At 73.7% G+C, this 22,926-nt stretch carries 13 protein-coding genes; 5 read left to right on the top strand and 8 right to left on the bottom strand.

What is annotated here, in order from left to right; all coding sequences use genetic code 11:
- Position 1: 1 nt before the first annotated feature.
- Complete coding sequence (locus BLV01_RS01715) at positions 2-9,520, bottom strand: non-ribosomal peptide synthetase (protein ID WP_175485733.1); 9,519 nt, start codon at positions 9,518-9,520, stop codon at positions 2-4.
- A gap of 443 nt (positions 9,521-9,963) precedes the next feature.
- On the opposite strand from BLV01_RS01715, the gene BLV01_RS01710 reads away from it, so the two are divergent.
- Entirely contained in the window at positions 9,964-10,365 is a 402-nt protein-coding gene (locus BLV01_RS01710; protein WP_091793495.1) for a DUF4180 domain-containing protein, read from the top strand.
- Positions 10,366-10,447: 82 nt separating this feature from the next.
- Here the strand turns inward: BLV01_RS01710 and BLV01_RS01705 are convergent, their stop codons facing one another.
- Positions 10,448-11,275, bottom strand: a complete 828-nt coding sequence (locus BLV01_RS01705; protein WP_091793494.1) for an isocitrate lyase/PEP mutase family protein — start codon at positions 11,273-11,275, stop codon at positions 10,448-10,450.
- A 399-nt stretch (positions 11,276-11,674) separates the two neighbouring features.
- On the opposite strand from BLV01_RS01705, the gene BLV01_RS01700 reads away from it, so the two are divergent.
- The gene (locus tag BLV01_RS01700; RefSeq protein ID WP_091793493.1) at positions 11,675-12,322 is read left to right on the top strand and encodes a response regulator; all 648 of its coding nucleotides are present in this window, start codon (positions 11,675-11,677) and stop codon (positions 12,320-12,322) included.
- Positions 12,323-12,827: 505 nt separating this feature from the next.
- Here BLV01_RS01700 and BLV01_RS01695 read toward each other — a convergent pair.
- Positions 12,828-16,403, bottom strand: a complete 3,576-nt coding sequence (locus BLV01_RS01695; protein ID WP_091793491.1) for an Rne/Rng family ribonuclease — start codon at positions 16,401-16,403, stop codon at positions 12,828-12,830.
- Positions 16,404-16,907: 504 nt separating this feature from the next.
- On the opposite strand from BLV01_RS01695, the gene BLV01_RS01690 reads away from it, so the two are divergent.
- Positions 16,908-17,867 (top strand): RluA family pseudouridine synthase, encoded by a 960-nt coding sequence (locus tag BLV01_RS01690; RefSeq protein WP_091793489.1) that lies wholly within the window; start codon positions 16,908-16,910, stop codon positions 17,865-17,867.
- A gap of 12 nt (positions 17,868-17,879) precedes the next feature.
- Here BLV01_RS01690 and BLV01_RS01685 read toward each other — a convergent pair whose 3' ends face one another.
- From BLV01_RS01685 to BLV01_RS01675, 3 genes are read right to left on the bottom strand one after another with little or no spacing between them, the layout of a single operon-like run.
- Complete coding sequence (locus BLV01_RS01685) at positions 17,880-18,425, bottom strand: hypothetical protein (protein WP_091793487.1); 546 nt, start codon at positions 18,423-18,425, stop codon at positions 17,880-17,882.
- Positions 18,426-18,449: 24 nt separating this feature from the next.
- Positions 18,450-18,878: an energy transducer TonB gene (locus BLV01_RS01680; RefSeq protein ID WP_254782477.1), complete on the bottom strand. Its 429-nt coding sequence runs from the start codon at positions 18,876-18,878 to the stop codon at positions 18,450-18,452.
- A complete protein-coding gene (locus tag BLV01_RS01675) occupies positions 18,871-19,212 on the bottom strand; it encodes a 4a-hydroxytetrahydrobiopterin dehydratase (RefSeq protein ID WP_091793484.1) in 342 nt (113 codons plus the stop codon). The genes BLV01_RS01680 and BLV01_RS01675 overlap by 8 nt, the downstream gene beginning before the upstream one ends.
- A 141-nt stretch (positions 19,213-19,353) precedes the next feature.
- Between BLV01_RS01675 and BLV01_RS01670 the strand changes: the two genes are divergently transcribed.
- Together BLV01_RS01670 and BLV01_RS01665 are read left to right on the top strand one after the other, a co-directional pair.
- The gene (locus tag BLV01_RS01670) at positions 19,354-19,950 is read left to right on the top strand and encodes an NfuA family Fe-S biogenesis protein (RefSeq protein WP_091793482.1); all 597 of its coding nucleotides are present in this window, start codon (positions 19,354-19,356) and stop codon (positions 19,948-19,950) included.
- 19 nt (positions 19,951-19,969) lie between these two features.
- The gene (locus BLV01_RS01665) at positions 19,970-21,712 is read left to right on the top strand and encodes a hypothetical protein (protein WP_091793480.1); all 1,743 of its coding nucleotides are present in this window, start codon (positions 19,970-19,972) and stop codon (positions 21,710-21,712) included.
- A gap of 330 nt (positions 21,713-22,042) precedes the next feature.
- Here BLV01_RS01665 and BLV01_RS01660 read toward each other — a convergent pair whose 3' ends face one another.
- The gene (locus BLV01_RS01660) at positions 22,043-22,492 is read right to left on the bottom strand and encodes a c-type cytochrome (RefSeq protein WP_091793478.1); all 450 of its coding nucleotides are present in this window, start codon (positions 22,490-22,492) and stop codon (positions 22,043-22,045) included.
- An 11-nt stretch (positions 22,493-22,503) separates the two neighbouring features.
- Positions 22,504-22,896, bottom strand: a complete 393-nt coding sequence (locus BLV01_RS01655; protein WP_091794592.1) for a c-type cytochrome — start codon at positions 22,894-22,896, stop codon at positions 22,504-22,506.
- Positions 22,897-22,926 lie beyond the last annotated feature (30 nt).

Here is a 22,926-nt window from a genome sequence, read left to right as displayed (position 1 = left end):
CTCAGCGCAGATGGCGGTACAGCCAATCCGCGCAGCGGCGCAGGTGGTCGCGCTCGAGCGGCGGGCAGGCGGCCGGGTCGAGCAGTTCGGTCATGGCGTTGCCGACGACGCCGTCGCCGGCGTCCTCGTCGTCGCCGGCGGGCGCCAGTTCGGCCGGCAGGATCGAGGCGACCGCGGCGGTGGCCGGGTCGGCCGCGCAGTCGCGCAGCCACTGCGCGTACGGGCGCTTCGCCGCGGCCATGCCGGGTCGTTCGAGCACGCAGTCGATCCAGTCGGCGAGGCGGTAACCGTGCGGGTCGGCGAGGTTGAGGCTGCGTCCGGCGCTGTCGCCGCGCAGCGACAGTTCGACGATCGCCGCGGCCATGCGGTCCACCGCCAGCGAGTTCATGCGCAGGTCGATGTCCGGCGCGCTGCCGAGCCGGTAGCAGGCCTGCACGAACAGGCTCCACGCGTCGCTGGCGTTGCAGGCGCCGCCGGCGGCGCCGGCGATGTGGGTCGGCCGGTAGACCGTGAACGGCAGGCCGCGTTCGCCGCCGGCGCGCAGCAGCCGTTCGGCCACCCACTTGCTGCGCGCATAGCCGGAGCCGAGCGCGCGCCAGCAGCGCGCCAGCGCTTCCTCGTCGCCGGCCGGCGCGCCGAGCGCGCGCACCTGCGCCGGCGCGGGCAGCGTGCTCAGGGTCGAAACGTAGTGCACGTGCTTGCGTCGCGCGCTCGCCGCCAGGCGCATGACCTCGCGGGTGCCGCCGACATTGGCCGGCTTCAGCGCGGCGTAGCCGTGCAGCGAATTGACCCTGGCGCCGTTGTGGTAGATCGCGTCGATGCGTTCGGCCAGGGCGGCGAAGTCGCGCGCATCCAGGCCGAGCCGCGGCTCGGCCAGGTCGCCCGGGACGATCGCCACGCGCGCGCGATCGCTGGCGCTCAGGTCGAGCGCGGCCAGGGCGGCGTCGAGCCGGCGCCGGCCGTCGGCGGCATCGGCGCAGCGCACCAGGCAATGCACGCGCGCCTGGGTGCGTTGCAGCAGCGCCTGCAGCACGAACGCGCCGAGGAAACCGGTGGCGCCGGTCAGCAACAGCTCGCGGTACTGCGCCGGCGGCGCGGCCGCGGCGAGTCCGGCGCCGTCGATATGCGGCTCCAGCACGGCCTCGGCGTCCAGGTCGGGCGCGTCGCCGGCCTGCGGGCCGCTGCGCAGCAGCGCGGCCATTTCGTCCAGGCGCGGATGCGCGAACAACTCGCGCACCGCCACCTGCGCGCCGAATTCCTCGCCCAGCCGCGCGGCCAGTTGCACCGCGCGCAGCGAATGTCCGCCGAGTTCGAAGAAGTCGTCGTGGCGGCCGATCCGCTCCACGTCCAGCAGCTCGCCCCACAGTTCGGCCAGGCGCGCTTCCTCGCCGGGCCGCGGCGGCTGGTAGGCGGCGCGGGAGAAATGGTCGCCGCCGGGCGCGGGCAGCGCGCGCCGGTCGAGCTTGCCGTGCGCGGTGAGCGGCAGCGCGTCGACGCGCACGAACGCGGCCGGGCGCATGTAGTCGGGCAGGCGTTCGCCCAGGTGCGCGCGCAACGTCGCCGCCAGGGCTTCGTCGCCGGTGTCGGCGCGGTCGGGTTCGGCGACCACGTAGGCCGCCAGGTACGGCTCGCCGGCGCGGTCCTCGCGCGCGATCACCGCGCATTCGCGCACCGCCGGGTGCTGGCCGAGATGGGCCTGGATTTCGGCCGGCTCGATGCGGAAGCCGCGCAGCTTGATCTGCTCGTCGTTGCGGCCGAGGAACAGCAGTTCGCCGTCGGCCAGATAGCGGGCGAGATCGCCGCTGCGGTACATGCGCGCGCCCGGGTGCGGATCGAAGGGATCGGCGAGGAAGCGCTCGGCGGTGAGGTCGGGGCGGCCGAAGTAGCCGCGGGCGACGCCGGCGCCGCCGATGTACAGCTCGCCGACCGCGCCGGTCGGCACCGGTTGGCGCTGTGCGTCGAGCAGGTACAGGCGCACGTTCGGCAGCGGCCGGCCGATCGGCACCGCCGCGTCGGCGGCGTCGGCCGCCGGCGCGCGCGGCGCGGTCCAGGCGCTGGCGCAGACGGTGATCTCGGTGGGGCCGTAGGCGTTGATCACGCGCGCGTGCCGGGACAGTTCTCGCACCAGCGCCGGGCTCGGCGCTTCGCCGCCGAGCAGCAGGGTCGGGCGATGCGCGAACGGCGCGATCGCGTGGCCTTGCAGCAGCGCCGGCGGCAGGGTCGCGTGGGTGATGCGGCGGCGGCGGACGAAGTCCAGCAGCGCCGGCGCGCTTTCGCGATCGGCCGGGTCCGGCAGGTACAGCGCGCCGCCGCGTCCGAACGCCATCAGCAGGTCGAACACGCTGGCGTCGAACCCGATCGAGGCGAACTGCAGCACCCGGCTGCGCCGGCTGGTGCGCAAGCGCCGCGCCTGCGCCGCGGCCAGGTGCATCGCGTTGCGGTGTTCGACCATCACCCCCTTGGGCGCGCCGGTCGAGCCGGAGGTGTAGATGAGGTAGGCCAGATCCGAAGCGCTGCGGCCGGCCACCCGCGGCGGCTGCGCCGGGCCCGGCGACCACAGGCGTTCGTCGTCGAGGTCCAGTTGCGGCGGCGACGCGGCGTCGGCCGCGCCCGCGCACGCCGCGAGCGCGGCGCGGCCGGCGGCGTCGCACAGCGCCAGCGCCGGCGCGGCGTCGGCGAGGATGCGCGCGAGCCGGGCCGAGGGATAGGCCGGATCGAACGGCACGTAGGCCGCGCCGGCCTTGAGGATCGCCAGTATCCCGACGATCAGGCCGAAGCCGCGCTGCGCGCCGAGCGCGACCCGGTCGCCGCGGACCACGCCGCAGTCGATCAGGCGCTGGGCGAGACGGTCGGCGCGGCGGTCGAGTTCGGCGTAGCTCAGCCGCGCCTCGCCGTGGACCACGGCGTCGGCCTGCGGCGTGCGCCGCGCCTGGCGGGCGAAGGCTTCGTCGAGCAGGCCGTCGCGGTCGAACGCCATCTCGGTGCGGTTGCGCGCGCTTACGAGTGACTCGCGTTCGCGCGAAGGCAGCAGCGGCCAGTGCGCGACCGGGCCCGGGCGCTGCGCGGCGAGCGCGTCCAGCGCCGCCAGCAGGTAATCGCGATGGCGCTCGATGCTGGCCGGATCGAACAGCGCGCAGGCGTAGTTGAGGCCGCCCTCGATGACGCCGTCGCGCTCGCCCAGCACCAGTTCCAGGTCGAACTTGGCCCAGCGCAGGCGCAGCGGTTCGGCGCGCACGTCCACGCCGGGCAGGCGCGGCAGTGCGTCCTCGTCGCTCTGCCAGGCCAGCATCGCCTGGAACACCGGCGTGCGGTCGAGCCGGCGCGGCAGTTGCAGCGCGTCGACCACCTGCTCGAACGGCAAGTCCTGGTGCGCCTGCGCGTCGAGCGTGGCCTTGCGCGCGCGCGCCAGCAGCGCGGCCGGGCCGGGTGCGCCGGACAGGTCGATGCGCAGCGCCAGGGTGTTGACGAAGAAGCCGACCAGCGGCTCGGTTTCGTGGCGGTTGCGGCCGGCGGTGGCCGCGCCGATCACCACCTCGTCCTGGCCCGATAGCCGCGCCAGCACCGCGCTCCACGCCGCCAGGACGGTCATGAACACGCTCGCGCCGTGGCGCTGGGCGACGCGCTTGAGCGCCGCGGCCAGCGCCGCGTCCAGGCGCAGCGGCACGAAGCCGGCGGCGAAGGATTGCTGCGGCGGACGCGGCCGGTCCAGCGGCAGCTCCAGCAGCGCCGGCGCGCCGGCCAGCGCGTCGCGCCAGTAGTCGGTTTGCGCGCGCAGGCGGCCGGGCGCCCATTCGCGGCGCTGCCAGAGCGCGTAGTCGGGGTACTGCAGCGGCAGCGGCGGCAGCGGATCGGCGCGGCCGGCGGCGAAGGCGGCGTAGAGTGCGCTCAACTCGTCCATCAGCACGCCCAGCGACCAGCCGTCGGCGACGATGTGGTGCACGACCAGCGACAGCACGTGCGTGTCCTGGTCCAGGCGCGACAGGCGCGCGCGCAGCAGCGGCCCGTGGGCGAGGTCGAACGGCGCGTCGACGTCCTCGTCCATGAGCGCGCGCAGGCGCGCCTGCGCGTCGTCGCCGCGCAGGTCGCGCTGCGCCCAGTCGATGCCGGCGCCTGGATCGAGCAGGCGCGCGTGGGCGACGCCGCCGCGTTCGGGGAACACGCTGCGCAGGCCTTCGTGGCGGGCGAAGATCCGATCCAGGGCGCGGCGCAGCGCGTCGGCGTCGAGCGCGCCGCGCAGGCGCAGCGCCAGCGGGATGTGGTAGGTGGCGCTGGCGCCGTGGAAGCGCGAGAGGAACCACAGCCGCTGCTGCGCCAGCGACAGCGGCAGTTCGCCGTCGTCGCCGGCGCGCGGCAGGATCGGTTCGGCGGCGGCCGGCGCAGCGTCGTCGCCGTGCGGCGTTTGCGCGAGGCGCGCGTCGATGGCCGCGGCCAGGTCGGCCAGGCGCGGGCGCGCGAACACCTCGGCCAGCGGCAGCTCGACCGCGAAGGTCCTGCCGATCCGGCTCAACAGCCGCACCGCGACCAGCGAGTGTCCGCCGAGTTCGAAGAAGTGGTCGCCGCGGCCGACCCGGTCCAGCCCGAGCAGTTCCTGCCACAGCTGCGCCAGTGCGGTTTCGCTGGCGCCGCGCGGCGCTTCGAATTCGGCGTGGGCGAACGCGGCCGCGTCCGGCGCCGGCAGCGCGCGCGTATCGAGCTTGCCGTTGGGCGTGACCGGCAGCGCGGGCACGGCGACGTAGGCCGCGGGCAGCATGTAGTCGGGCAGGCGCGCGGCCAGGTGCGCGCGCAGCGCGGCGGCCCAGTCGTGGCCGTGGCCGTCGGCGCCGGCGTGGCCGTCGCCGCCGGCGGGCACCGCGTAGGCCACCAGCGCGGCCTGGCCGTCGGGGCGTTCGCGCGCGAGCACCGCGCACTCGCGCACCTGCGCGTGTTCGGCCAGGCGCGCCTCGATTTCGCCCGGCTCGATGCGGAAGCCGCGGATCTTGACCTGCTGGTCGTTGCGGCCGAGGAATTCCAGGCGTCCGTCGGCGCGGAAGCGGGCGAGGTCGCCGGTGCGGTACATGCGCGCGTCCGGGCGCGGGTCGAACGGATCGGCGAGGAAGCGCTCGGCCTCCAACTCGCGCCGGTGCAGATAACCGCGCGCCACGCAGGCGCCGGCCAGATACAACTCGCCGGCGGCGCCGCGCGGCACCGGCTGATGATGGCGGTCGAGCAGGTAGACGCGGCTGCCCGCGACCGGCCGGCCGATCGGCGCGTGATCGGGTTCGGCGTCGAGGTCCGGACCCAGCGCGCAGGCGACCGCGACATGGGTTTCGGTCGGCCCGTAGTGATTGTGCAGCCGGCAATCCGGCAACTGCCGCAGCAGCCAGCGCAGCTGCGGGGTCAGGCGCAGCTGTTCGCCGGCGACGACGATCTCGCGCAGGTGCGCGCGCAGCGCGTCCAGCGCCGCCTCGCCGCCGTCTTCGGCCGCCTCGGCCAGGCCTTGCGCGGCGATGTAGGGCAGGTGCAGACGGTCGATGCGTTGCGCGCGCAGCAGCGCCGGCAGCGCGGCGAGGTCCAGGCGCTGCTCGGCGTCGAGCAGCACCAGCGCGGCGCCGCTGCACAGCGCGCCGAAGATTTCCTGGAACGCCACGTCGAAGCCGAGCGCGGCGAACTGCAGCACGCGCCGCGCCGGCGCCAGCGCGCTGCGTTGCCACTGCAGCAGCTGCGCCAGCGGCGCGTGCGGCATCGCCACGCCCTTGGGCGCGCCGGTCGAGCCGGAGGTGTAGATCACGTAGGCCAAATGGTGCGGGCTGGGCTCGGCGTACGCCGCGAGCCCGGCCGGCGGCGCGTCGCCGTCGTCGGGCGTTGCGACCAGCGCCGCGTCGAGGTCCAGCGCCGGCAGGCCGCCCGCCAGCGCCGTGGCCAGCGCTTCGCGCCCCGCGGCGTCGGTCAGCACCGCCACCGGCGCGGCATCGGCGAGCACCTGGGCGAGGCGTTCGCGCGGATGGTCGAGGTCCAGCGGCACGTAGGCGGCGCCGGCCTTGAGCGCGGCCAGCGCGCCGACCACGACGCCGAAACCGCGTCGCGCGCACAGCCCGACGCGCTGGTCGGGACCGGCGCCGAGCGCGCGCAGCCGCCGCGCCAGGCGTTCGGCGCGTGCGTCGAGTTCGGCGTAGTCCATGCGCCGCGAACCATGGATCAGCGCGGTCGCGCCGGGGTTCGCGCGGGCCTGGCGTTCGAACAGCCGATGCACGCATTCGGACGGTTGCGGCTGCGGCTCGGGTTCGCCGCGGCCCAGGCTTTCTAGCAGGTGCGCGCGTTCGTCCGCGCCGATCAGGTCGATGCGCGCGGCCGGCTGCTGCGGCTGCGCGCAGAACGCGTCCAGCGCCGCGTGCAGGTAGCGCAGTTGGCGCTCGACGGTGGCGGTGTCGAACAGCTCGCGGGCGTAGCCGAGTTCGCCGACCAGTTCGCCGTCGCGCTCGCGTACATGCAGTTCCAGCTCGAAGCGCACCGCCGCGAACGGCTGGCTCGCGCGCACCTGCAGGCCGGGCAGGTCGAAGCGTCCGGTCTCGTTGCTCTGCCAGGCCAGCAGCGCCTGGAACAGCGGGGTGCGGTCGATCCGGCGCTCGGGCTGGGCGATCTCGACCACTTGCTCGAACGGCAGGTCCTGGTGGGCCTGCGCGCCGAGCGCGGCGGCGCGCACGCGCTGCAGCAACTGGGCCACGTCGGCCTCGCCGCCGAGATCGACGCGCAGCGCCAGGGTGTTGACGAAGAAGCCGAGCAGCGGCTCGATCTCGGCGCGTTCGCGATTGGCCGACGGCGTGCCGATCACCACCTCGTCCTGTCCGGATAGGCGCGCCAGCACCAGCGCCCAGGCCGCGGCCACGGCCATGAACAGGCTGCAGCCGTGGGCGCGGCACAGCGCCTGCAGGCGCGCGACGCGCTCGGCGCCGATGCGCACAGGCAGGCTGCCGGCGGCCTGCGGCGGACGCGGCGGGCGCGGCCGGTCGGTCGGCAGCGCCAGCAGCGCCGGCGCGCCGGCGAGCGCGCCGCGCCAATAGTCGGCCTGCGGCGCCAGCCGTTCGCCGTGCAGCCAGCGCTGCTCCCAGGCGGCGTAGTCGGGGTATTGCACGCGCAGCGGCGGCAGCGGATCGGGCGCGCCGGCGCGGTGCGCGGCGTACAGCGCGCCGAGCTCGCGGCCGAGCAGATGCAGCGACCAGCCGTCGCAGACGATGTGGTGCTGCACCAGCATCAGCGTGTGCGCGCGTTCGCCGGTGCGGATCAGGCGCGCGCGGATCAGCGGCCCGCCGGCCAGGTCGAACGGCGTGCGCGCGTCGAGGCCGCACAGGTCCTGCAAGCGCTGCGCCGCGTCGGCGGCGCCGCGCAGGTCGTGCTCGGCCAGGGCCAGGCCGGTTTGCGCCGGCAGCAGCCGCGCCTGCGCTTCGCCGTCGACGCAGGCGAACACCGTGCGCAGCGCCTGGTGGCGCGCGAACAGGGCATCGAGGCTGCGGCGCAGGGCGGGGACATCCAGTTCGCCGTCCAGGTCCAGGCGCAGCGGCATGTTGTAGCGCACCTGCTCGGGTTCGAGCTGGTGCAGGAACCACAACCGGCGCTGCGCGTTGGACACCGCCGGCGCGGCGCCGGCAGGCGCCGGTTCGATCGGCGGCAGCGTCTGCGCCGGCGCTTGCGTGCGCAGGCCGGCGACCACATTGGCGAACGCGGCCAAGGTCGGGTGATCGAACAGCGCCGCCATCGGCAGCTGCACGCCATGGCGCTCGCGCAGGCGCACGCGCAGCCGCGCGGCGATCAGCGAATGGCCGCCGAGGGCGAAGAAATCGTCGTCGCGGCCGATCCGTTCCAGGCCGAGCAGTTCGCGCCACAATTGCGCCAGCGCGAGTTCGTCCTCGCCTTGCGGCGGCCGGTACTCGGCGCGCGCGCGGTCGGCCTCGCCCGGCGCGGGCAGGGCGGCGCGGTCGAGCTTGCCGTTGCCGGTCAGCGGCAGCGCCGGCAGCGCGACGAAGGCGGCGGGCAGCATGTAGTCGGGCAGGCGCGCGGCGAGGAACGCGCGCAACGCCGCCGGCGCGGCGTCGCCGGCGTAGTAGGCGACCAACTGCGCCGCGCCCGGCGCGTCCTCGCGCGCCAGCACCGCGCACTCGCGCACCTGCGGGTGCTCGTCCAGGCGCGCCTGGATCTCGCCGGGTTCGATGCGGTAGCCGCGCAGCTTGAGCTGGTGGTCGTTGCGGCCGAGGAACAGCAGCGAGCCGTCGTCGAGTTCGCGCGCGAGATCGCCGCTGCGGTACATGCGCGCGCCGTGCTCGGCGGCGAATGGATCGGCGAGGAAGCGCTCGGCGGTGAGTTCGGGACGGCCCAGATAGCCGCGCGCGACGCCGTCGCCGCCGATGTGGATCTCGCCGGTTTCGCCGCGCGCGACCGGCCGGCCGTGCGCGTCGAGCAGGTACACGCGGGCGCCGGCGAGCGCGCGGCCGATCGGCACCGGCGCGGATTCGCCGGCATCGGCCTCGGGCGCGATCCATTGGGTCGCGCAGACGGTGATCTCGGTCGGCCCGTAGGCGTTGATGACGGTCGCCTGGCGGGCGAGTTCGCGCACCAGCGCCGGATTCGGCGCCTCGCCGCCGAGCATCAGCACCGGCCGGCGCGCGAAGCGCAGCGCGCGGCCCTGCAGGAACGCCGGCGGCAGCAGCGCGTGGCTCAGGCGCTCGTGTTCGAACCATTCGTTGAAGGCCTCGGCGCTGGCGCGCTGCGCCGGCGTGGCCAGGTGCAGCTCGGCGCCGTGGGCCAGGGCCATGACCAGTTCCAGCACGCTGGCGTCGAAGCCGGGCGAGGCGAACTGGGCGATGCGGCTGTGCGCGTCCACGCCGAAGCGGGCGGTCTCGGTCGCGGCCAGGTACCGCAGGTTGCGGTGCTCGACCATCACGCCCTTGGGCGCGCCGGTCGAGCCGGAGGTGTAGATGACGTAGGCCAGGTGATGCGGGCGCAGCGCGGCGATGCGCGGATTGCGCGAGGCCCAGGCGCGTTCGTCGTCGCCGGCGGCATCGTCGCCGACGGCGCAGGCGGAGTCGGCCAGCGGATCGAAGCAGCGCATGCGCGCCAGCGCCGCCGCGCCGAGCGCGCGGCGCCCGGCGTCGTCGCACAGCGCCAGCGCCAGCGTCGGCGCGGCGTCGGCCAGCATCGAGGCCAGCCGCGCGGAGGCGTGGGCGGGATCGAACGGCAGGTAGGCGGCGCCGGCCTTGAGCGTCGCCAGCGCGGCCACCGGCAGGGCGAAGCCGCGTTGCGCGCAGAACGCGACCAGCCGGTCGGGGCCGGCGCCGGCGTCGATCAGGCGTTGCGCGAGCCGGTTGGCGCGCGCGTTGAGTTCGGCGTAGCGCATGCGCCGGCCGTCGTGGACCAGGGCGACGGCATCGGGCCGCAGCGCCGCCTGGCGTTCGAACAGGTGCTGCAGGCCGATCGCGGCGGCGGGCGCGCCGTCGTGGCCGGAGGCGGCGTGCGCGGCGGCGCTGGCAAGCGGATCGTGGGGATAGGACATGAACGCGAAAGGCTCCGGAATCATCGACGGGCGAGGCCGCGCGCCAGCGCCCGCGTCGCGGGGCGACGGACAGGACGCAACGTCGCCGCGGGCGACTCGTGAACGGAAAGCGACGGCGACGCGAGGGCGGCGCGATGGCGAATAGGGCTGGGGCTCGGCTTGGGCGGCGCGACTGCCGCGGAACCAACGGGCATCCGTTCGCATTGAAGCGAACGTGACCGGCGCCCGTTTTCACGACGGCCGGCGACGTTCGGCGCGCGCCTGGCAGGGGCCGCGCCGGCGCAGTCTGGCAACGAATGCGTGGCTTCCGAAGTGATGGTTGTCATGGCCGCCGAGCTTGGCCCGCGCGCGTCCCATGGCTTGAGAACGCGGCGCCGGCGCGCGCTTGCGTCGGCGCGCGGCGTGGGCGAAGGTCGCGCCTGCGACTGAACAGGACTTCGCCCATGAACGACGCCGACGCCCATACCGAAGCCGCACCGGTGTTCACCGTGCTGCCTTTAGGCAATGAACGGGTGCTGCTGTGCCCGGCCGACGGCGCGCCCATCGCCGACGCGCGCGCGGCGACCGACCTGATCGGCGAAGCCTCGTTCGCCGGCGCGACGGTGCTGGCGATTCCGGCGACGCGGCTGGACGCGTCGTTCTTCCGCCTCGCCAGCGGCCTGGCCGGCGAGATCGCGCAGAAGGCGGTGAACTATCGCCTGCGCCTGGCGGTGGTCGGCGACATCCAGGCGCAGCTGCAGCGCAGCTCGGCCTTGCGCGATTGGGTGCGCGAATGCGGCGAAGGCCGCGCGGTGGCGTTCGTCGCCGACCTGGACGAACTGGCGCGGCGGCTCGGCGCGCAGTGACGCCGCGCGCGGATCGCTGCGCGGCCGCATCGCGGCCGGCGCAGCGATCCGTTCGGAGCGCGCGCGAAGGCCCCGGTGCGGGTCAGCGCGGCGAGAACAGGGCGTTGAGCTCGGAGTAGGGCAGGGCCTGCGCCGACAGCGGCCGCGAGTCGCCGTCGCGCAGGAAATCCGCGGCCAACGCGCGCACCCGCGCATGCGCCGATTGGGCGAGATCGGACCCGGCGCTGAGCCGGCGCACGCCCCACGCGCGCAACTGCGGCGCTGGCGGCAGCGCATCGCGCGCGAGCAGGTTCAGCGGCAGGCCGGCGCCCGCGGCGATCGCGCGCACCTGGGTTTCGTCGGTCAGTCCGGGCACGAACAGGCCATCGGCGCCGGCCTCGCGGTAGCGCGCCGCGCGCGCCAGGGTTTCGTCCACGCGCTGCGCCTGCGGCACCAGGCCGCGCAGGTAGACGTCGGTGCGCGCGTTGACGAACAGCGCCACGCCCAGCTTCGCGGCGGCGCGCCGGATCCGCTCGATCTTGGCGCACAGCAGCTGCGGCGCGGCGCCGCCGTCCTCGATGTTGATGCCGACCGCGCCGACCTCGATCAGGCCGGCGACGTGGTCGGCGACGGTGTCGGGATCGTCGGAGTAGCCGCTTTCCACGTCCACGCTCAGCGGCACCCGCACGGCGCGGACGATGTCGGCGACGGTGGCGACCAGGCGCGGCACCGGCAGGTGGTCGCCGTCGGCGAAGCCGTGCGCCCAGGCCACGCCGGCGCTGGTGGTGGCGATCGCGGGCGCGCCCAGGCTTTCGATCAGGCGCGCGCTGCCGGCGTCCCAGGCGTTGGCGAGCAGCAACAGGCCCGGGCGGTGCGGGTCGTCGTGGTGGAGGCGGCCGAAGCGGTCGGCGCGTTCGCTTTGCGGGGTCATGCGGGGCCTGCGCGGTGGGGAAGGCGTCCAGCATGGCATGGGCCGCGCGCGCGGACCGGCCGTTTTCGGACCGCATCGACCGCCGCCTGCGGCGCCGGCGGACGGGCTTTTTTTCGCCATTTGCGCGGCTTGTCCGTTCAGCGGCGCGCCGCTGGGATACCATTGCCGCGCGCTCGCGCTAGCAACTCAGCCTGGGGATTTCCAAGGTGTGACCCAGTTCATCGGTTGCGGGCGGCGTTGTCGCGGACATGCGCCTTTTCGGCGCGCGCGGGGCCAAGCCCGGTGCGATGGCGGGGCACCGGCGTTGAGCCAATGCGGATCCTTGCCTTGCGCGGGGCCCTCGGCGCCGCGTAGCCTCGCCAGCGTGGGCTTTGTAAAGAAAGCAGTTCTGGGGACGGTATGACCATCCGTGTATTCATCGTGGACGACCATGCGCTGGTGCGTACGGGCATGCGCATGATCCTCTCGGCGGAGACGGATATCGAAGTGCTCGGCGACGTGGAAAGCGGCGAGGAAGCCTTGCCGCAGATCCGCAAGCTCAAGCCCGACGTGGTGCTGTGCGACCTGCACCTGCCCGGCGTCAGCGGGCTGGAGGTCACCGAGCGCATCGTCAAGGGCGACCATGGCACCCGCGTCATCATCGTCTCGGTGCTCGAGGACGGGCCGATGCCCAAGCGCCTGCTCGAGGCCGGCGCGTCGGGTTACGTGGGCAAGGGCGGCGATGCCAGCGAACTGCTGCGCGCGATCCGCGACGTGGCGCGCGGCAAGCGTTACCTCGCCAGCAACATCGCCCAGCACCTGGCGCTGTCCACGCTCGACGGCGGCGCGTCGCCGTTCGACGAACTCTCGCCGCGCGAGCTGGAGATCGCCTTGCTGCTGGTGCAGGGGTTCCGCCAGGAAGAGATCGCCAAGCGCCTGAGCCTGAGCGCGAAGACCGTCAACACCCACAAGACCCGCTTGTTCGAGAAGCTGGCGATCACCGACACCATCGCCCTGGCGCGGCTGGCGGCGCAGTACGGCTTGGCCGATCCGGCGCATTCCCTGTAACCCGGGGCGGGGCTGCGGCCCGCGGCGGATAACGAACCGATCGAAAGGCTCCGGCGCAGGCCGGAGCTTTTTGCTTTTGTGGGAGGGCCTTCAGGCCCGATACCTTCCGGTCCGTTCGCAGCGAACTGGAACAAGAGCGTCGGGCCTGAAGGCCCTCCCACAAGAGCCGCCGCCTGGCCGTCTTGGAAACGGACGGCGCAGACAGCGAGTCGATCCGGCGTACTCGCGTTGATCGCGGGCGGGGCCTGGACCTCGCACCTGTGAACGTGAGCTTCAAAGGCTCCGGCGCAGGCCGGAGCTTTTTGCTTTTGTGGGAGGGCCTTCAGGCCCGATGCCTTCCGGTCCGTTCGTAGCGAGTTGGAGCAAGGGCGTCGGGCCTGAAGGCCTTCCCGCCCGCATCCGCGCCGCGGCGGTCCGCGAATCGGGCGCGCAATAAAAAACCGGCCGCGGAAGCGGCCGGTTTTTCGTTGCCCGCAAGGCAAGGGCGGCTCGCGCCGCCCCTGGCTCAGGCGCGACGCTCGTGCGAGTCGCCGTCGTCCTTGTCGCCGTCTTCCGGCTTGGCCTCGCCTTCCACGGCCGCTTCGGCAGCGTCGACGACCGGCGCCGGGGCGACCGGGTGCGGCAGGCCGTCGAACAGGCCGCCGGTGCGCGGCAGCAGCGGCGACGCCGGTTCGCCGGCGGCGTCGGTGTCGGCCGGCTCGGACGGCGCCGCGGCGGCTTCGACCGGCGCGACGACGGCCTGCGGCGGCTCGGCGTAGCTGAAGCCCGGCACGGCCTGGGCGGCTTCGCGGGCCGGCGAAGCGATCGCGGCCTGGGCGGCGGCTTCGGCCTGGGCCAGTTCGGCTTCGCCCGGCTGCACGGTTTCGGCCTCGGCCACGACCGTCTCGACGATCGGGGCCGGCGCGGCCACGACTTCGGCGACGACCGGCTCGGCCTCGACCACGGCGACCGGCGCCGCGGTTTCGACCTGGGCTTCGGCCGGCGCTTCGGCTTGCGGCTGGATCGGCTGCACGCGCTCGGCGGCGGCCTGGGCCGGGGTGGCTGCATCGGCCGCAGCGGCTTCGGCGACAGGCGCCGCGACGGCGTCGACGGCCGGATGGGTCGCTTCGACGGACGGCGCGACGGCCGCCGGCTCGGACTTCACCGGCGCGGCGGCTTCGATCGCCGCGTTCGCGACCTCGGCCGGCGCAGGGCGTTCCTGGGCAGGCGCGTCGATCCCGGCCGGCGAACGGCCCAGGTGCGTCGGCGCTTCTTCGTTGCCGACCGCGTCGGCGCTCGGCGCGCTTTCGCGCCGGGCCGGGGCGGCGTCGCCGAACGCAGGCGCTTGGCTGCGCACCGGCGCGGCGGGTTCGCCGTGGCCGAAGGCGGCCTGGGTCGCCACCGCGGCGGCGGCGACGGCGGCCGGAGCGGTTTCGACCGCGGCAGCGCGCGCGGTTTGCGGCGCGGCCACATCGTCGAAGTCGAACTCCGGTTGCGAGCGATGCGCGGCGGCGGGGGCGGCGCCCGGCTCGGTGCCGGGCTCGTCCTCGTCGTCGAAACCGGCGTCGCCGTCGAGCGCGCCGTCCGCGGCGCCCTCGGCGCCAGTGCCTTCGCCGTTGCCGCGACGGCGGCGACGGCCGCCGCGACGGCCGCGACGGCGGCGACCGCCGCCTTCGCCGGCGGCATCGCCGGCGGCGGCATCGGCCGCAGCTTCGCCCACGATGGCGGTGGCGCTGTCGGCGGAGGCGTCATCGACCAGAACGGCGTCGGCGACGTCGTTCTTCAGCGCGTTGTCGAGCGGCGCTTCGGCGGACGGCGTCGCGCCTGCGTCCGCAGCGACGACGACGGCCGGCGCGGCGACCGCGACGGCGGCCGCAGCGGCCGTCGCAGCGGCGGCCTCGGCGTCCGCGCGCGGCGGCCTCGGCTCGCGCGGCGGGCGCGGCGGTTGGGCGTTGCCGGCCTGGGCATTGCCGCCCTGGGCGGCCGCCTCGGACGGCTGCGGCTTGCCGGCGGCCTGGCCCTGCTTGGGCGGCTGCGGCTGCTTGGGCGACTGCGGGTTCTGCGGTTGGCCCTGCTTCTGCTTCTGCTGACCCTGCGCCTGGCCCTGGCCGCCGGCCGGCTGGCCTTGCGGGTTCTGCGCCTGCTTGTCTTGCTTGTCCTGCTTCTCGCGGCGCGGCTGCTGCGGGTCCTGCTGGCGCGACTCGTCGCGGCGGCCGTCGCGGCCGCCCTTGCCGTTGTTGCGGTTGTCGTTGCGGCGCGGACCGTTGCCGCGCTCGCCGCGGGCCTCGTTGCGGCCGCCGTTGCCGCGCCCGTCCTGGGCGCGCGCAGCCGGTTCCGGCGCGGCCGGGGCCGGCTGCGGGGTGCCGCGGAAGATCCGCAGGATGCGTTCGACCAGGCCGACCGAGTGGGTCGGCGCGGCCACCGGCGCGGGCGCCGGAGCCGGGGCGGGCGCCGGCGCGGCGGCCGGCACTTCGCGCGGCTCGCGCAGCGGCGCCGGCTGGGCCGGGCGCACGTTGGTGACCGCCGGCGCCTCGGGCACGTTGAGGTGGGCCTTGGTCAGCGCGTGCACCGGCAGCTTGCGCTGGGTGTGGCGCTGGTAGCTCGGCTTGGAGGTCTCTTCGCCGATCTCGTTCTCGCGCACCCGGGTGACTTCGTAGTGCGGGGTTTCCAGGTGCTCGTCGGCGACGATGACGATCGGCGCGTCGTGGCGCGCCTCGATCTCCATCAGCGCGCGGCGCTTCTCGTTGAGCAGGTAGTTGGCGATCTCGGTCGGCGCCTGCACCAGCACCTGGCCGGTGTTCTCCTTCATCGCGTGCTCTTCGGCGACGCGCAGGATCGACAGCGACAGCGACTCGACGCTGCGCATGCGGCCGTGGCCTTCGCAGCGCGGGCACACCAGCTGGCTGGACTCGCCCAGCGACGGACGCAGGCGCTGGCGGCTCAGTTCGAGCAGGCCGAAGCGCGAGATCCGGCCGATCTGCACGCGCGCGCGGTCCTGCTTGAGCGCGTGCGACAGGCGGTTCTCGACTTCGCGCTGGTGGCGGTTGGACGACATGTCGATGAAGTCGATCACCACCAGGCCGCCGAGGTCGCGCAGGCGCATCTGGCGCGCGACTTCTTCGGCCGCTTCCAGGTTGGTGTTGAACGCGGTCTCTTCGATGTCGCCGCCCTTGGTGGCGCGCGCCGAGTTGACGTCGATCGCGGTCAGCGCCTCGGTCTGGTCGATCACCAGCGCGCCGCCGGAGGGCAGGCGCACGGTGCGCTCGTAGGCGTTCTCGATCTGCGATTCGATCTGGAAGCGGTTGAACAGCGGGGTGTCGTCGACGTACTTCTTGAGCTTGCGCAGGTTGTGCGGCATCACCTGCTCGACGAACTGGCGCGCCTCGGCGTACATCTCGTCGGTGTCGATCAGGATCTCGCCGATGTCCGGGCGCATGTAGTCGCGCAGGGCGCGGATGATCAGGCGCGACTCCTGGTAGATCAGGAACGGGGCCGGCTTCTTCGGCGCCAGCGCCTCGTCGGTGATCGCGGTCCACACGCTGAGCAGGTAGTCCAGGTCCCACTGCAGCTCTTCGGCGTCGCGGCCGACGCCGGCGGTGCGGATGATCACGCCCATGTCGTTGGGGATGGTCAGCTTGTCCATCGCCTCCTTGAGCGCGGCGCGGTCGTCGCCCTCGATCCGGCGCGAGACGCCGCCGGCGGTGGGCGAGTTCGGCATCAGCACCATGTAGCGGCCGGCCAGGGAGATGAAGCTGGTCAGGGCGGCGCCCTTGTTGCCGCGCTCTTCCTTGTCGACCTGGACCACGATCTCCTGGCCTTCGCGCAGCAGCTCGCGCAGGCCGGCCTTGTTGTGGTCGACGCCGGGCTGGAAGTAGTCGCGGGAGATTTCCTTCAGCGGCAGGAAGCCGTGGCGTTCGGCGCCGTATTCGACGAACGCCGCCTCGAGCGAGGGTTCGAGCCGGGTGATGCGGCCCTTGTAGATGTTGGACTTCTTCTGTTCCTTTGACGGCTGTTCGATGTCGATGTCGTACAGATTCTGGCCGTCGACGATGGCCACGCGCAGTTCTTCGGCCTGCGTCGCATTGATCAGCATGCGCTTCATTGTTGCGTTCCTCGCGCGCTCTACCGCGCGGAACGCCATGGCGTTTCGCAATCTGGGAACTGAGTCCGCGCCGTCGCGTTCGGCGCCCGGTTCCGGGCCGCCCGCCGCGCCGGCGAGGTCTCCACTACCAGCGCTACATCACCACGGCACGCCGCGGGAGCGCTCTCAATACCTTTATTCAACTTTCGGGCCGGCGGCGCGAACGCCGCACGGGACGGGCGACGGCTGCTTCGAGTGGTCTGCTCGTTCGTGTTCGAGGACGGACTCTGGCGCCGCACAGGTGTTCATCGCGACGGTGTCATCCGTCGGCGAGGGCGGGTTCCGCCGGTCCGTCGCTGCTAACATGGCTGCCCCGTGGGCAGTGGTTAGACGCGGACCGGAATCGCGGGAGGGGCTTTCGGCCCCGTACCGGACCGCACGCCGAGAAGGCGGAGGGTCGGGTACAACTCCCAGCGAAATCAAAACCTTATCTCGCGTCGCGAGTGTAACAGATAACGCTTCGGGATGACCCAATCAGCAAACTCCGGCAATGCCGGCGCCCGTACCGTGCGCGTGCCCGACGATCGCGACGGCCAGCGCCTGGACAACTTTCTGCTCGGCCAACTCAAAGGTGCGCCCAGGTCCTTGATCTACAAGCTGGTCCGCTCCGGCCAGGTGCGCGTGAACGGGGGCCGGGCCAAGGCCGAGCGCAAGCTCGAAGCCGGCGACGAGGTGCGCATTCCGCCGGTCCGTCTCACTGAGGCGGGCGACAAGCCGGCGCCGCCGAAGGGGTTCCTGGACGCGATGGAGCGCGCCATCGTGTTCGAGGACCCGCGCCTGCTGGCCCTGAGCAAGCCCTCCGGCGTGGCCAGCCACGGCGGCAGCGGGATCAGTTTCGGCGCCATCGAGACCCTGCGCGCGCTGCGCCCGAACCAGACCCTGGAGCTGGTCCACCGCCTGGACCGCGACACCTCGGGCCTGTTGATCGTGGCCAAGAAGCGCTCGGCGCTGACCGAGATGCAGGCGTTGATGCGCGAGGAAGGCGGTATCGCCAAACGCTACCTGGCGCTGCTGACCGGGCGCATGCCCGACGGCACCATGAGCGTCGACGCGCCGTTGCACATCGGCCTGCGCCAGGGCGGCGAGCGCCACGTCCAGGTCCACCGCGACGGCAAGGCCTCGCTGAGCCACTTCAAGGTGCTCGAGCGGCGCGGCGGGCAGTCGTACTGCGAGGTGCGCATCGAGACCGGCCGCACCCACCAGATCCGCGTGCATTCCCAGCACATCGGCCACCCGGTCGCCGGCGACGACAAATACGGCGAGGCCGAGGTCAACAAGAAGCTGCGCGACCAGTTCGGCCTGCGCCGGCTGTTCCTGCACGCCTCGACCCTGGAGTTCGCCCTGGACGGCGGGCGCGAGCGCTATTCGCTCAATGCGCCGCTGGCGCCGGAGCTGATCGAGGTGCTGGACCGCTTGGGCGGCTGAGCGGCGCGGCGCTCAGCCCAGGACCTTGCGCCGGCGCCGGTGCGCGTAGCGCTCGTCGTGTTCGAACCAGGGCAGGTGGGTGCCGTCGTCGTCGTAGTCGACGATGCGGCCGTCCTTGACGATCACGCTGACCAGGTTCTCGGCGACGGTGTGGTACTGCAGCCGGGCGAAGCGCGCGGCGTGGCCGTCGTCGATGTGGATCTCGCCCAGGCGCGCCCTGGCCAGCGCGTCGGCCGGGCCGGTCACGGCGAATTCGCGCAGGTGCGCATCGAGCGCACTCTCGCCGGGTCGCGCCTCGGCGCCGTAGTCGGCGACCCGGAACGAGAAATTGCATTCTTCCCACAGCAGCGCTTCGATCGCGGCGAGGTCGGCCTGGCCCAGCGCCAGCACGTCGCGCAGCGTGTGCGCCATGGTTTCGGTCGCCTCCATGGCGGCGCCATGGGCCGGGAAAAGCACGAACCCGACGCGTTCGCCGAGCATCGGCACGAACCGTTCGAATCGGCCCAGGCCGTCGCCGTCGCTCCATTCGGCCAGCGCGGCGAGTTCGGGCAACTGCATGGCGATGCCTGGCGGCGGCGCGGCTCAGCCTGCGCCGCTGGCCTGCCCGCAATGCTCCGGCCGCTCGGCCGGCGCGTGGAAGGTCACCGGCACCTGGATGTCGGTCGCCACCGGCTTGCCGTTGCGGGTCGCGGCCTCGAAGCGCCAGCGCTGCACGCCCTTGGTCGCGGCGGCGTCGAGCTCGGGCACGCCGCTGCTGGTCAGCACGTGCGCGCGGGTCGGCTTGCCTTCCGCGCCGACGGTGAGCTGCAGCACCACCTTGCCGCCGACCTGGTCGCAGCCGATCTCCAGCGGGTAGTCCGGCGGCGGCGTGTCGACCGCGCGCAGCGGCGTGGACGGGACGATCGGTGCCTCAGCGGCGCGTTGGCCGCAACCGGCCGCCAGCGCGGCCAGGGCGAAGGCGAGGGACGGGGCGAGCAGACGGCGCTTGAGGTTCATGGCGTGATCAACCAATCAGGGCTTCGGCCTTGGCCGCGCAGATGAAGTCGTTTTCGCTCAGCCCGCCGACGTCGTGGGTGGAATAGCGCACCACGCAGCGGTCGTAGTGCACGCCGAGGTCGGGGTGATGATCCTCGCGATGGGCCATGAACGCCAGTGCGTTCACGAACGCCATCGTCCGGTAGTAGTCGTCGAAGCGGAAGGTCTTGGCGAGCGCGTGGCCGTCCTCGGCCAGCTCCCAGCCGGGCACCTGCGGCAGCAGTTCGCGCACGCGCGCCTCGCTGAGACGGTGTTCGCTGCCGCGCAGCGGCACGCAATGGGCCTGGTCGAGGGGAATGAGGTCGTTCATGGGGGCTCCTGGCGGCCGGGCGCGGGGCGTCGCGGCGTTGCGTCTGGCCGCGCCGGCCCCATGTGAATGGACCCGTATCCGCGGCGGTCGTAGGCTGCATGCGCGACATCAGGCCGCGCCGTCCCCCGTTAGAATAGCCCGATGATCAATATTTCCGAATCCGCCCAGGCGCACTTCCGCAAGCTGATCGAACGCGAGGCCCTGCCGGGCCTGGGCGTGCGGCTGTCGGCGGTCCATCCCGGCACCGCGCGCGCCGACGTGCGCCTGGAGTTCGCCGAGCCGGCGGAGCTGGACGGCGACGAGTGGGCGATCGACTGCGAAGGCTTCACCCTGTGGCTGCGCGCCGACAGCGTGAAGTACCTCGACGGCGCCGAGATCGACTACGAGACCCGCGCCACCGGCGGCCAGCTGCAGATCCGCGCGCCCAAGATCAAGGGCGAGGCGCCGGCCGATTCGGCCTCGCTGGTCGAGCGCGTGCACTGGCTGGTCGAGAACGAGATCAACCCGCAGCTGGCCCAGCACCGCGGCCACGTGTCGGTGCAGGAAGTCACCGCCGACGGCGTGGTGCTGCTGCGCTTCGGCGGCGGTTGCCACGGCTGCGGCATGGCCGACGTCACCCTCAAGCAGGGCATCGAGACCACCTTGATGAGCAAGGTGCCGGGCGTGACCGCCGTGCGCGACGCCACCGACCACGACACCGGCCAGGCGCCGTACATCCCGCGCGACAGCGCGGCCTGACCCCGCCGCGGCGCCGCCTGTGCCCACCGCCGCATCGATCATCGAAGCCCTGCAGCGACGGTTGCGGCTGACCCTGCGCCGCGATTCGCCCGAGCCCGGTCAGTTCCCGTCCGGCTGGCAGCATTGGCTGGACGCGCAGAGCGCGCGCCCGGGCGCGGTGACCGGCGCGACCGCGCAGGCCTGGACGGCGGTGTTCGTCGAGCGCCCGCTGGCCGCGCCGCCGCGGCGCGCGCCGGCGCTGAACCGCTGGCAGTCGTTCGTCACCCTGTGGCGCCAGCAGTGGCTGCCGCCGGAACCCGAGGACCGCCGCCTGCGCTGGGGCGCGGGCGTGGTGTCGCTGATGTGGCACCTGCTGTTCGGCGGGCTGCTGGTGTGGTTGATGTACCTGCAGTACTTCGCCACCCGGCCGCCGCCGCGCGGCGAGACGGTGACGATGATCGAGTACGTCGGCAAGGGCACGCCGCAGGAACCCGGCGGCGGCCCGCAGCAACCCAGCGAACGGCCGCAGCCGTCCACCCAGGCGCCCGCGCCGCAAGCGCCGCCGGCCGAAGCCGCGCCGGCGCAGGCCGCCCAGGCCGAGCCGGCGCCGCCGACCCCGGTCGCGGTGACCGCGCCGCCGACGCCACAGTTGCAGGCGCAGCTGCCGGACGTGCCGGTGCGCGAGGTGCCCGAACCGCAGGTGCCGCCGCCGACGCTCGAACAACCGGTGATGGTCAGCAAGGAACTGCCGGACGCGCCGCAGGTGTTCGTGCTGCCGCCGACCCGCAAGCGCGTGGACGACAGCCTGCGCGCGCCGCAGATCCAGGCGGCCGAGCAGCCGCTGCGCAGCGCCGAGGTGCCGGCGCCGGTGCAGCCGCCGTCGCTGCAGCTGCCGCAACGCCAGATCGCGGCGCCGAGCGTGGACGTGCGCCAGCGCGAACTGACGCTGCGCGAGGTGCCCGCGCCGGTGCAGGCGCCGGCCTTGCCGAGCGTGCGCGAGCGGCCGCAGCGGCCGGTCGAGGCGCCGCAGGTGCGCAGCGCGACGCCGCAGGTGCGGGTGGCCGAAATTCCGACTCCGCCGGCGCCGAGCGCGAGCCCAGCGCCGTCCGCGCAAGCGGCCGCCACGCCGGCGCCTACGACTGCGTCGCCGGCGGCGAGCGCCACGGCGGCGACGCCGTCGCCGTCGAGTCCGAGTCCGAGTCCGGCCGCGTCCAGCGCGGCCGCGCCGAGCGCCGCCGCGCCGGCGCCGTCGGCCGCGAGCGCCGGCGCCGGTCCCAAGCCGGCGGCGGCCCCCGGCAGCCTGCCGACGCCCAAGCGCGGCGACGACTGGGGCGATTCCGCGCGCAACCGCCCCGGCGGCGGGCCGGGCCTGTACAACGCCGACGGCAGCCCGCGCATCCCCGACGCGCCGGGCTCGGCCTCGCCGGGCTTCCCGCCGGGCACGGTCACCGAGGAGATCAAGAACCTCGACCGCGCCGGCACCTGGCTCAAGCGCAAGCCGACCGACTACGAACCGACCACGCTGGACAAGTACTGGCGGCCGAACGAGACCCTGCTGGCCGAATGGGTGCGGCGCAGCGTCAAGAACGTGATGATCCCGATCCCGGGCACCAGCAAGCGCATCCAGTGCTCGGTGGCGCTGCTGATGCTCGGCGGCGGCTGCGGCATCAGCGACCCCAACCTCAACGACCAGCCGGCCGAAGCGCGCCCGCCGCCGGACGTGCCGTTCAAGCCGCACTTGCAGGAAGACAACGGCAGCGTGCGCCCGCCGCCGGGCGGCTAGGGCGGGTGGCGTAGCGGGGCGGGGCTTCGAAGGCTGCAGCGGGGCTGCAGCAGTAGCGTTGATGTAGCGGCTGCAGTGTGAGGGGCTTCAGCCCCGACGCTTGTCGATCGGTTCGCCTCGGGCTTCATCGCGCCGGAGCCGAAGGCATTGGGCTTGAAGGCCCTTCCACAAAAGAGTTCGCGACCTTCGCAGGCTGCTGTTGCGGGAGGGGCTTGAGCCCCGACGCTTTTCGATCGGTCCGCTTCGCCGCCTCGTGCCCGAACGCCGCCCCACAACGCGAACGGCCCGCGAAAGCGGGCCGTCCGGAGATGCATGCGCTGGCGGCTGGACTCAGTGGACGCCGTGCAGGTCGTGCAGCGTGCCGCCCTCGACCGAGCCGAAGTAGGCGGCGAGGTCGGCGATCTGCTGGTCGTTCAGGGCCTTGGCCTGCGACGACATCAGCGGATGGTCGCGGTCGCCGTCGCGGTACATCTGCAGCGAGTGGGCGATGTAGTCGTGGTACTGGCCGGCCAGCTTCGGCGTCAGCGGGTCGATCGGGGCGTTGCCCTTGGCGCCGTGGCAGTCCACGCAGGACTGGCCGGTGGCCTTGCCCTTGGTGCTGGCGAGCTTCTCGCCGGCGACGTGGTTGCCCGCGGGCAGGCCCGAGGACGAGGAGGTGTGGCCGTCGTTGCGGTCGGCCGAGGAATGGCCGGCCGGGGCGTCGCCGGAGTTGGAGCAGGCGGCGAGGGCGAGGGCGAGCGAGGCGATGGCGAGGCCGCGCAGCAGGCTGGGATTCGTCATGGGGCGTCGGCTCACTTGGCGCTGGAGAGGAAGGCGGCGATATCGGCGATGTCCTGGTCCGAGAAGCTCTGGGCCTGGGCCTGCATCGTCGGGTGCTTGCGCGTGCCCTTCTTGTACTCGTTCAGCGCGTTGACCAGATACTCCGGCGATTGGCCGACGATCTTGGGAACGTGGTAGTTCGGGTAAGCGTTCTTGTAGCCGGTGACGCCGTGGCAGCCCTGGCAGGTGTAGGTGAGCTGGCGGCCGGTTTGCGGATTGCCCTTGATGCTGGGCGCGGCCGCGGCGGGCGCTGCAGTGGCCGGGGCGGCGGCGGGCGCCGTCGCAGCCGGGGCGGGGTCTTGCGCAGCCGCACTCGCGGCGGCGAAGGTCAGGGCGAAGCAGGCGGCGATCGTCAGCGGTCGCATCATGTCGTAGTCCGCAATCTCGAGTGGCTA

The sequence above is a fragment of the Lysobacter sp. yr284 genome (genome assembly GCF_900107375.1).
Lineage (GTDB): Bacteria > Pseudomonadota > Gammaproteobacteria > Xanthomonadales > Xanthomonadaceae > Lysobacter.
Note: the sequence above shows the minus strand (reverse complement) of the source record. Positions and strands in the feature narration are given on the sequence as shown.

What these genes read in the sequence shown, in the direction of transcription:
- BLV01_RS01715 (WP_175485733.1), bottom strand. Translation starts at nt 9,520, where the DNA reads ATGTCCTATCCCCACGATCCGCTTGCCAGCGCCGCCGCGCACGCCGCC.
- BLV01_RS01710 (WP_091793495.1), top strand. Translation starts at nt 9,964, where the DNA reads ATGAACGACGCCGACGCCCATACCGAAGCCGCACCGGTGTTCACCGTG.
- BLV01_RS01705 (WP_091793494.1), bottom strand. Translation starts at nt 11,275, where the DNA reads ATGACCCCGCAAAGCGAACGCGCCGACCGCTTCGGCCGCCTCCACCAC.
- BLV01_RS01700 (WP_091793493.1), top strand. Translation starts at nt 11,675, where the DNA reads ATGACCATCCGTGTATTCATCGTGGACGACCATGCGCTGGTGCGTACG.
- BLV01_RS01695 (WP_091793491.1), bottom strand. Translation starts at nt 16,403, where the DNA reads ATGAAGCGCATGCTGATCAATGCGACGCAGGCCGAAGAACTGCGCGTG.
- BLV01_RS01690 (WP_091793489.1), top strand. Translation starts at nt 16,908, where the DNA reads ATGACCCAATCAGCAAACTCCGGCAATGCCGGCGCCCGTACCGTGCGC.
- BLV01_RS01685 (WP_091793487.1), bottom strand. Translation starts at nt 18,425, where the DNA reads ATGCAGTTGCCCGAACTCGCCGCGCTGGCCGAATGGAGCGACGGCGAC.
- BLV01_RS01675 (WP_091793484.1), bottom strand. Translation starts at nt 19,212, where the DNA reads ATGAACGACCTCATTCCCCTCGACCAGGCCCATTGCGTGCCGCTGCGC.
- BLV01_RS01670 (WP_091793482.1), top strand. Translation starts at nt 19,354, where the DNA reads ATGATCAATATTTCCGAATCCGCCCAGGCGCACTTCCGCAAGCTGATC.
- BLV01_RS01660 (WP_091793478.1), bottom strand. Translation starts at nt 22,492, where the DNA reads ATGACGAATCCCAGCCTGCTGCGCGGCCTCGCCATCGCCTCGCTCGCC.
- BLV01_RS01655 (WP_091794592.1), bottom strand. Translation starts at nt 22,896, where the DNA reads ATGCGACCGCTGACGATCGCCGCCTGCTTCGCCCTGACCTTCGCCGCC.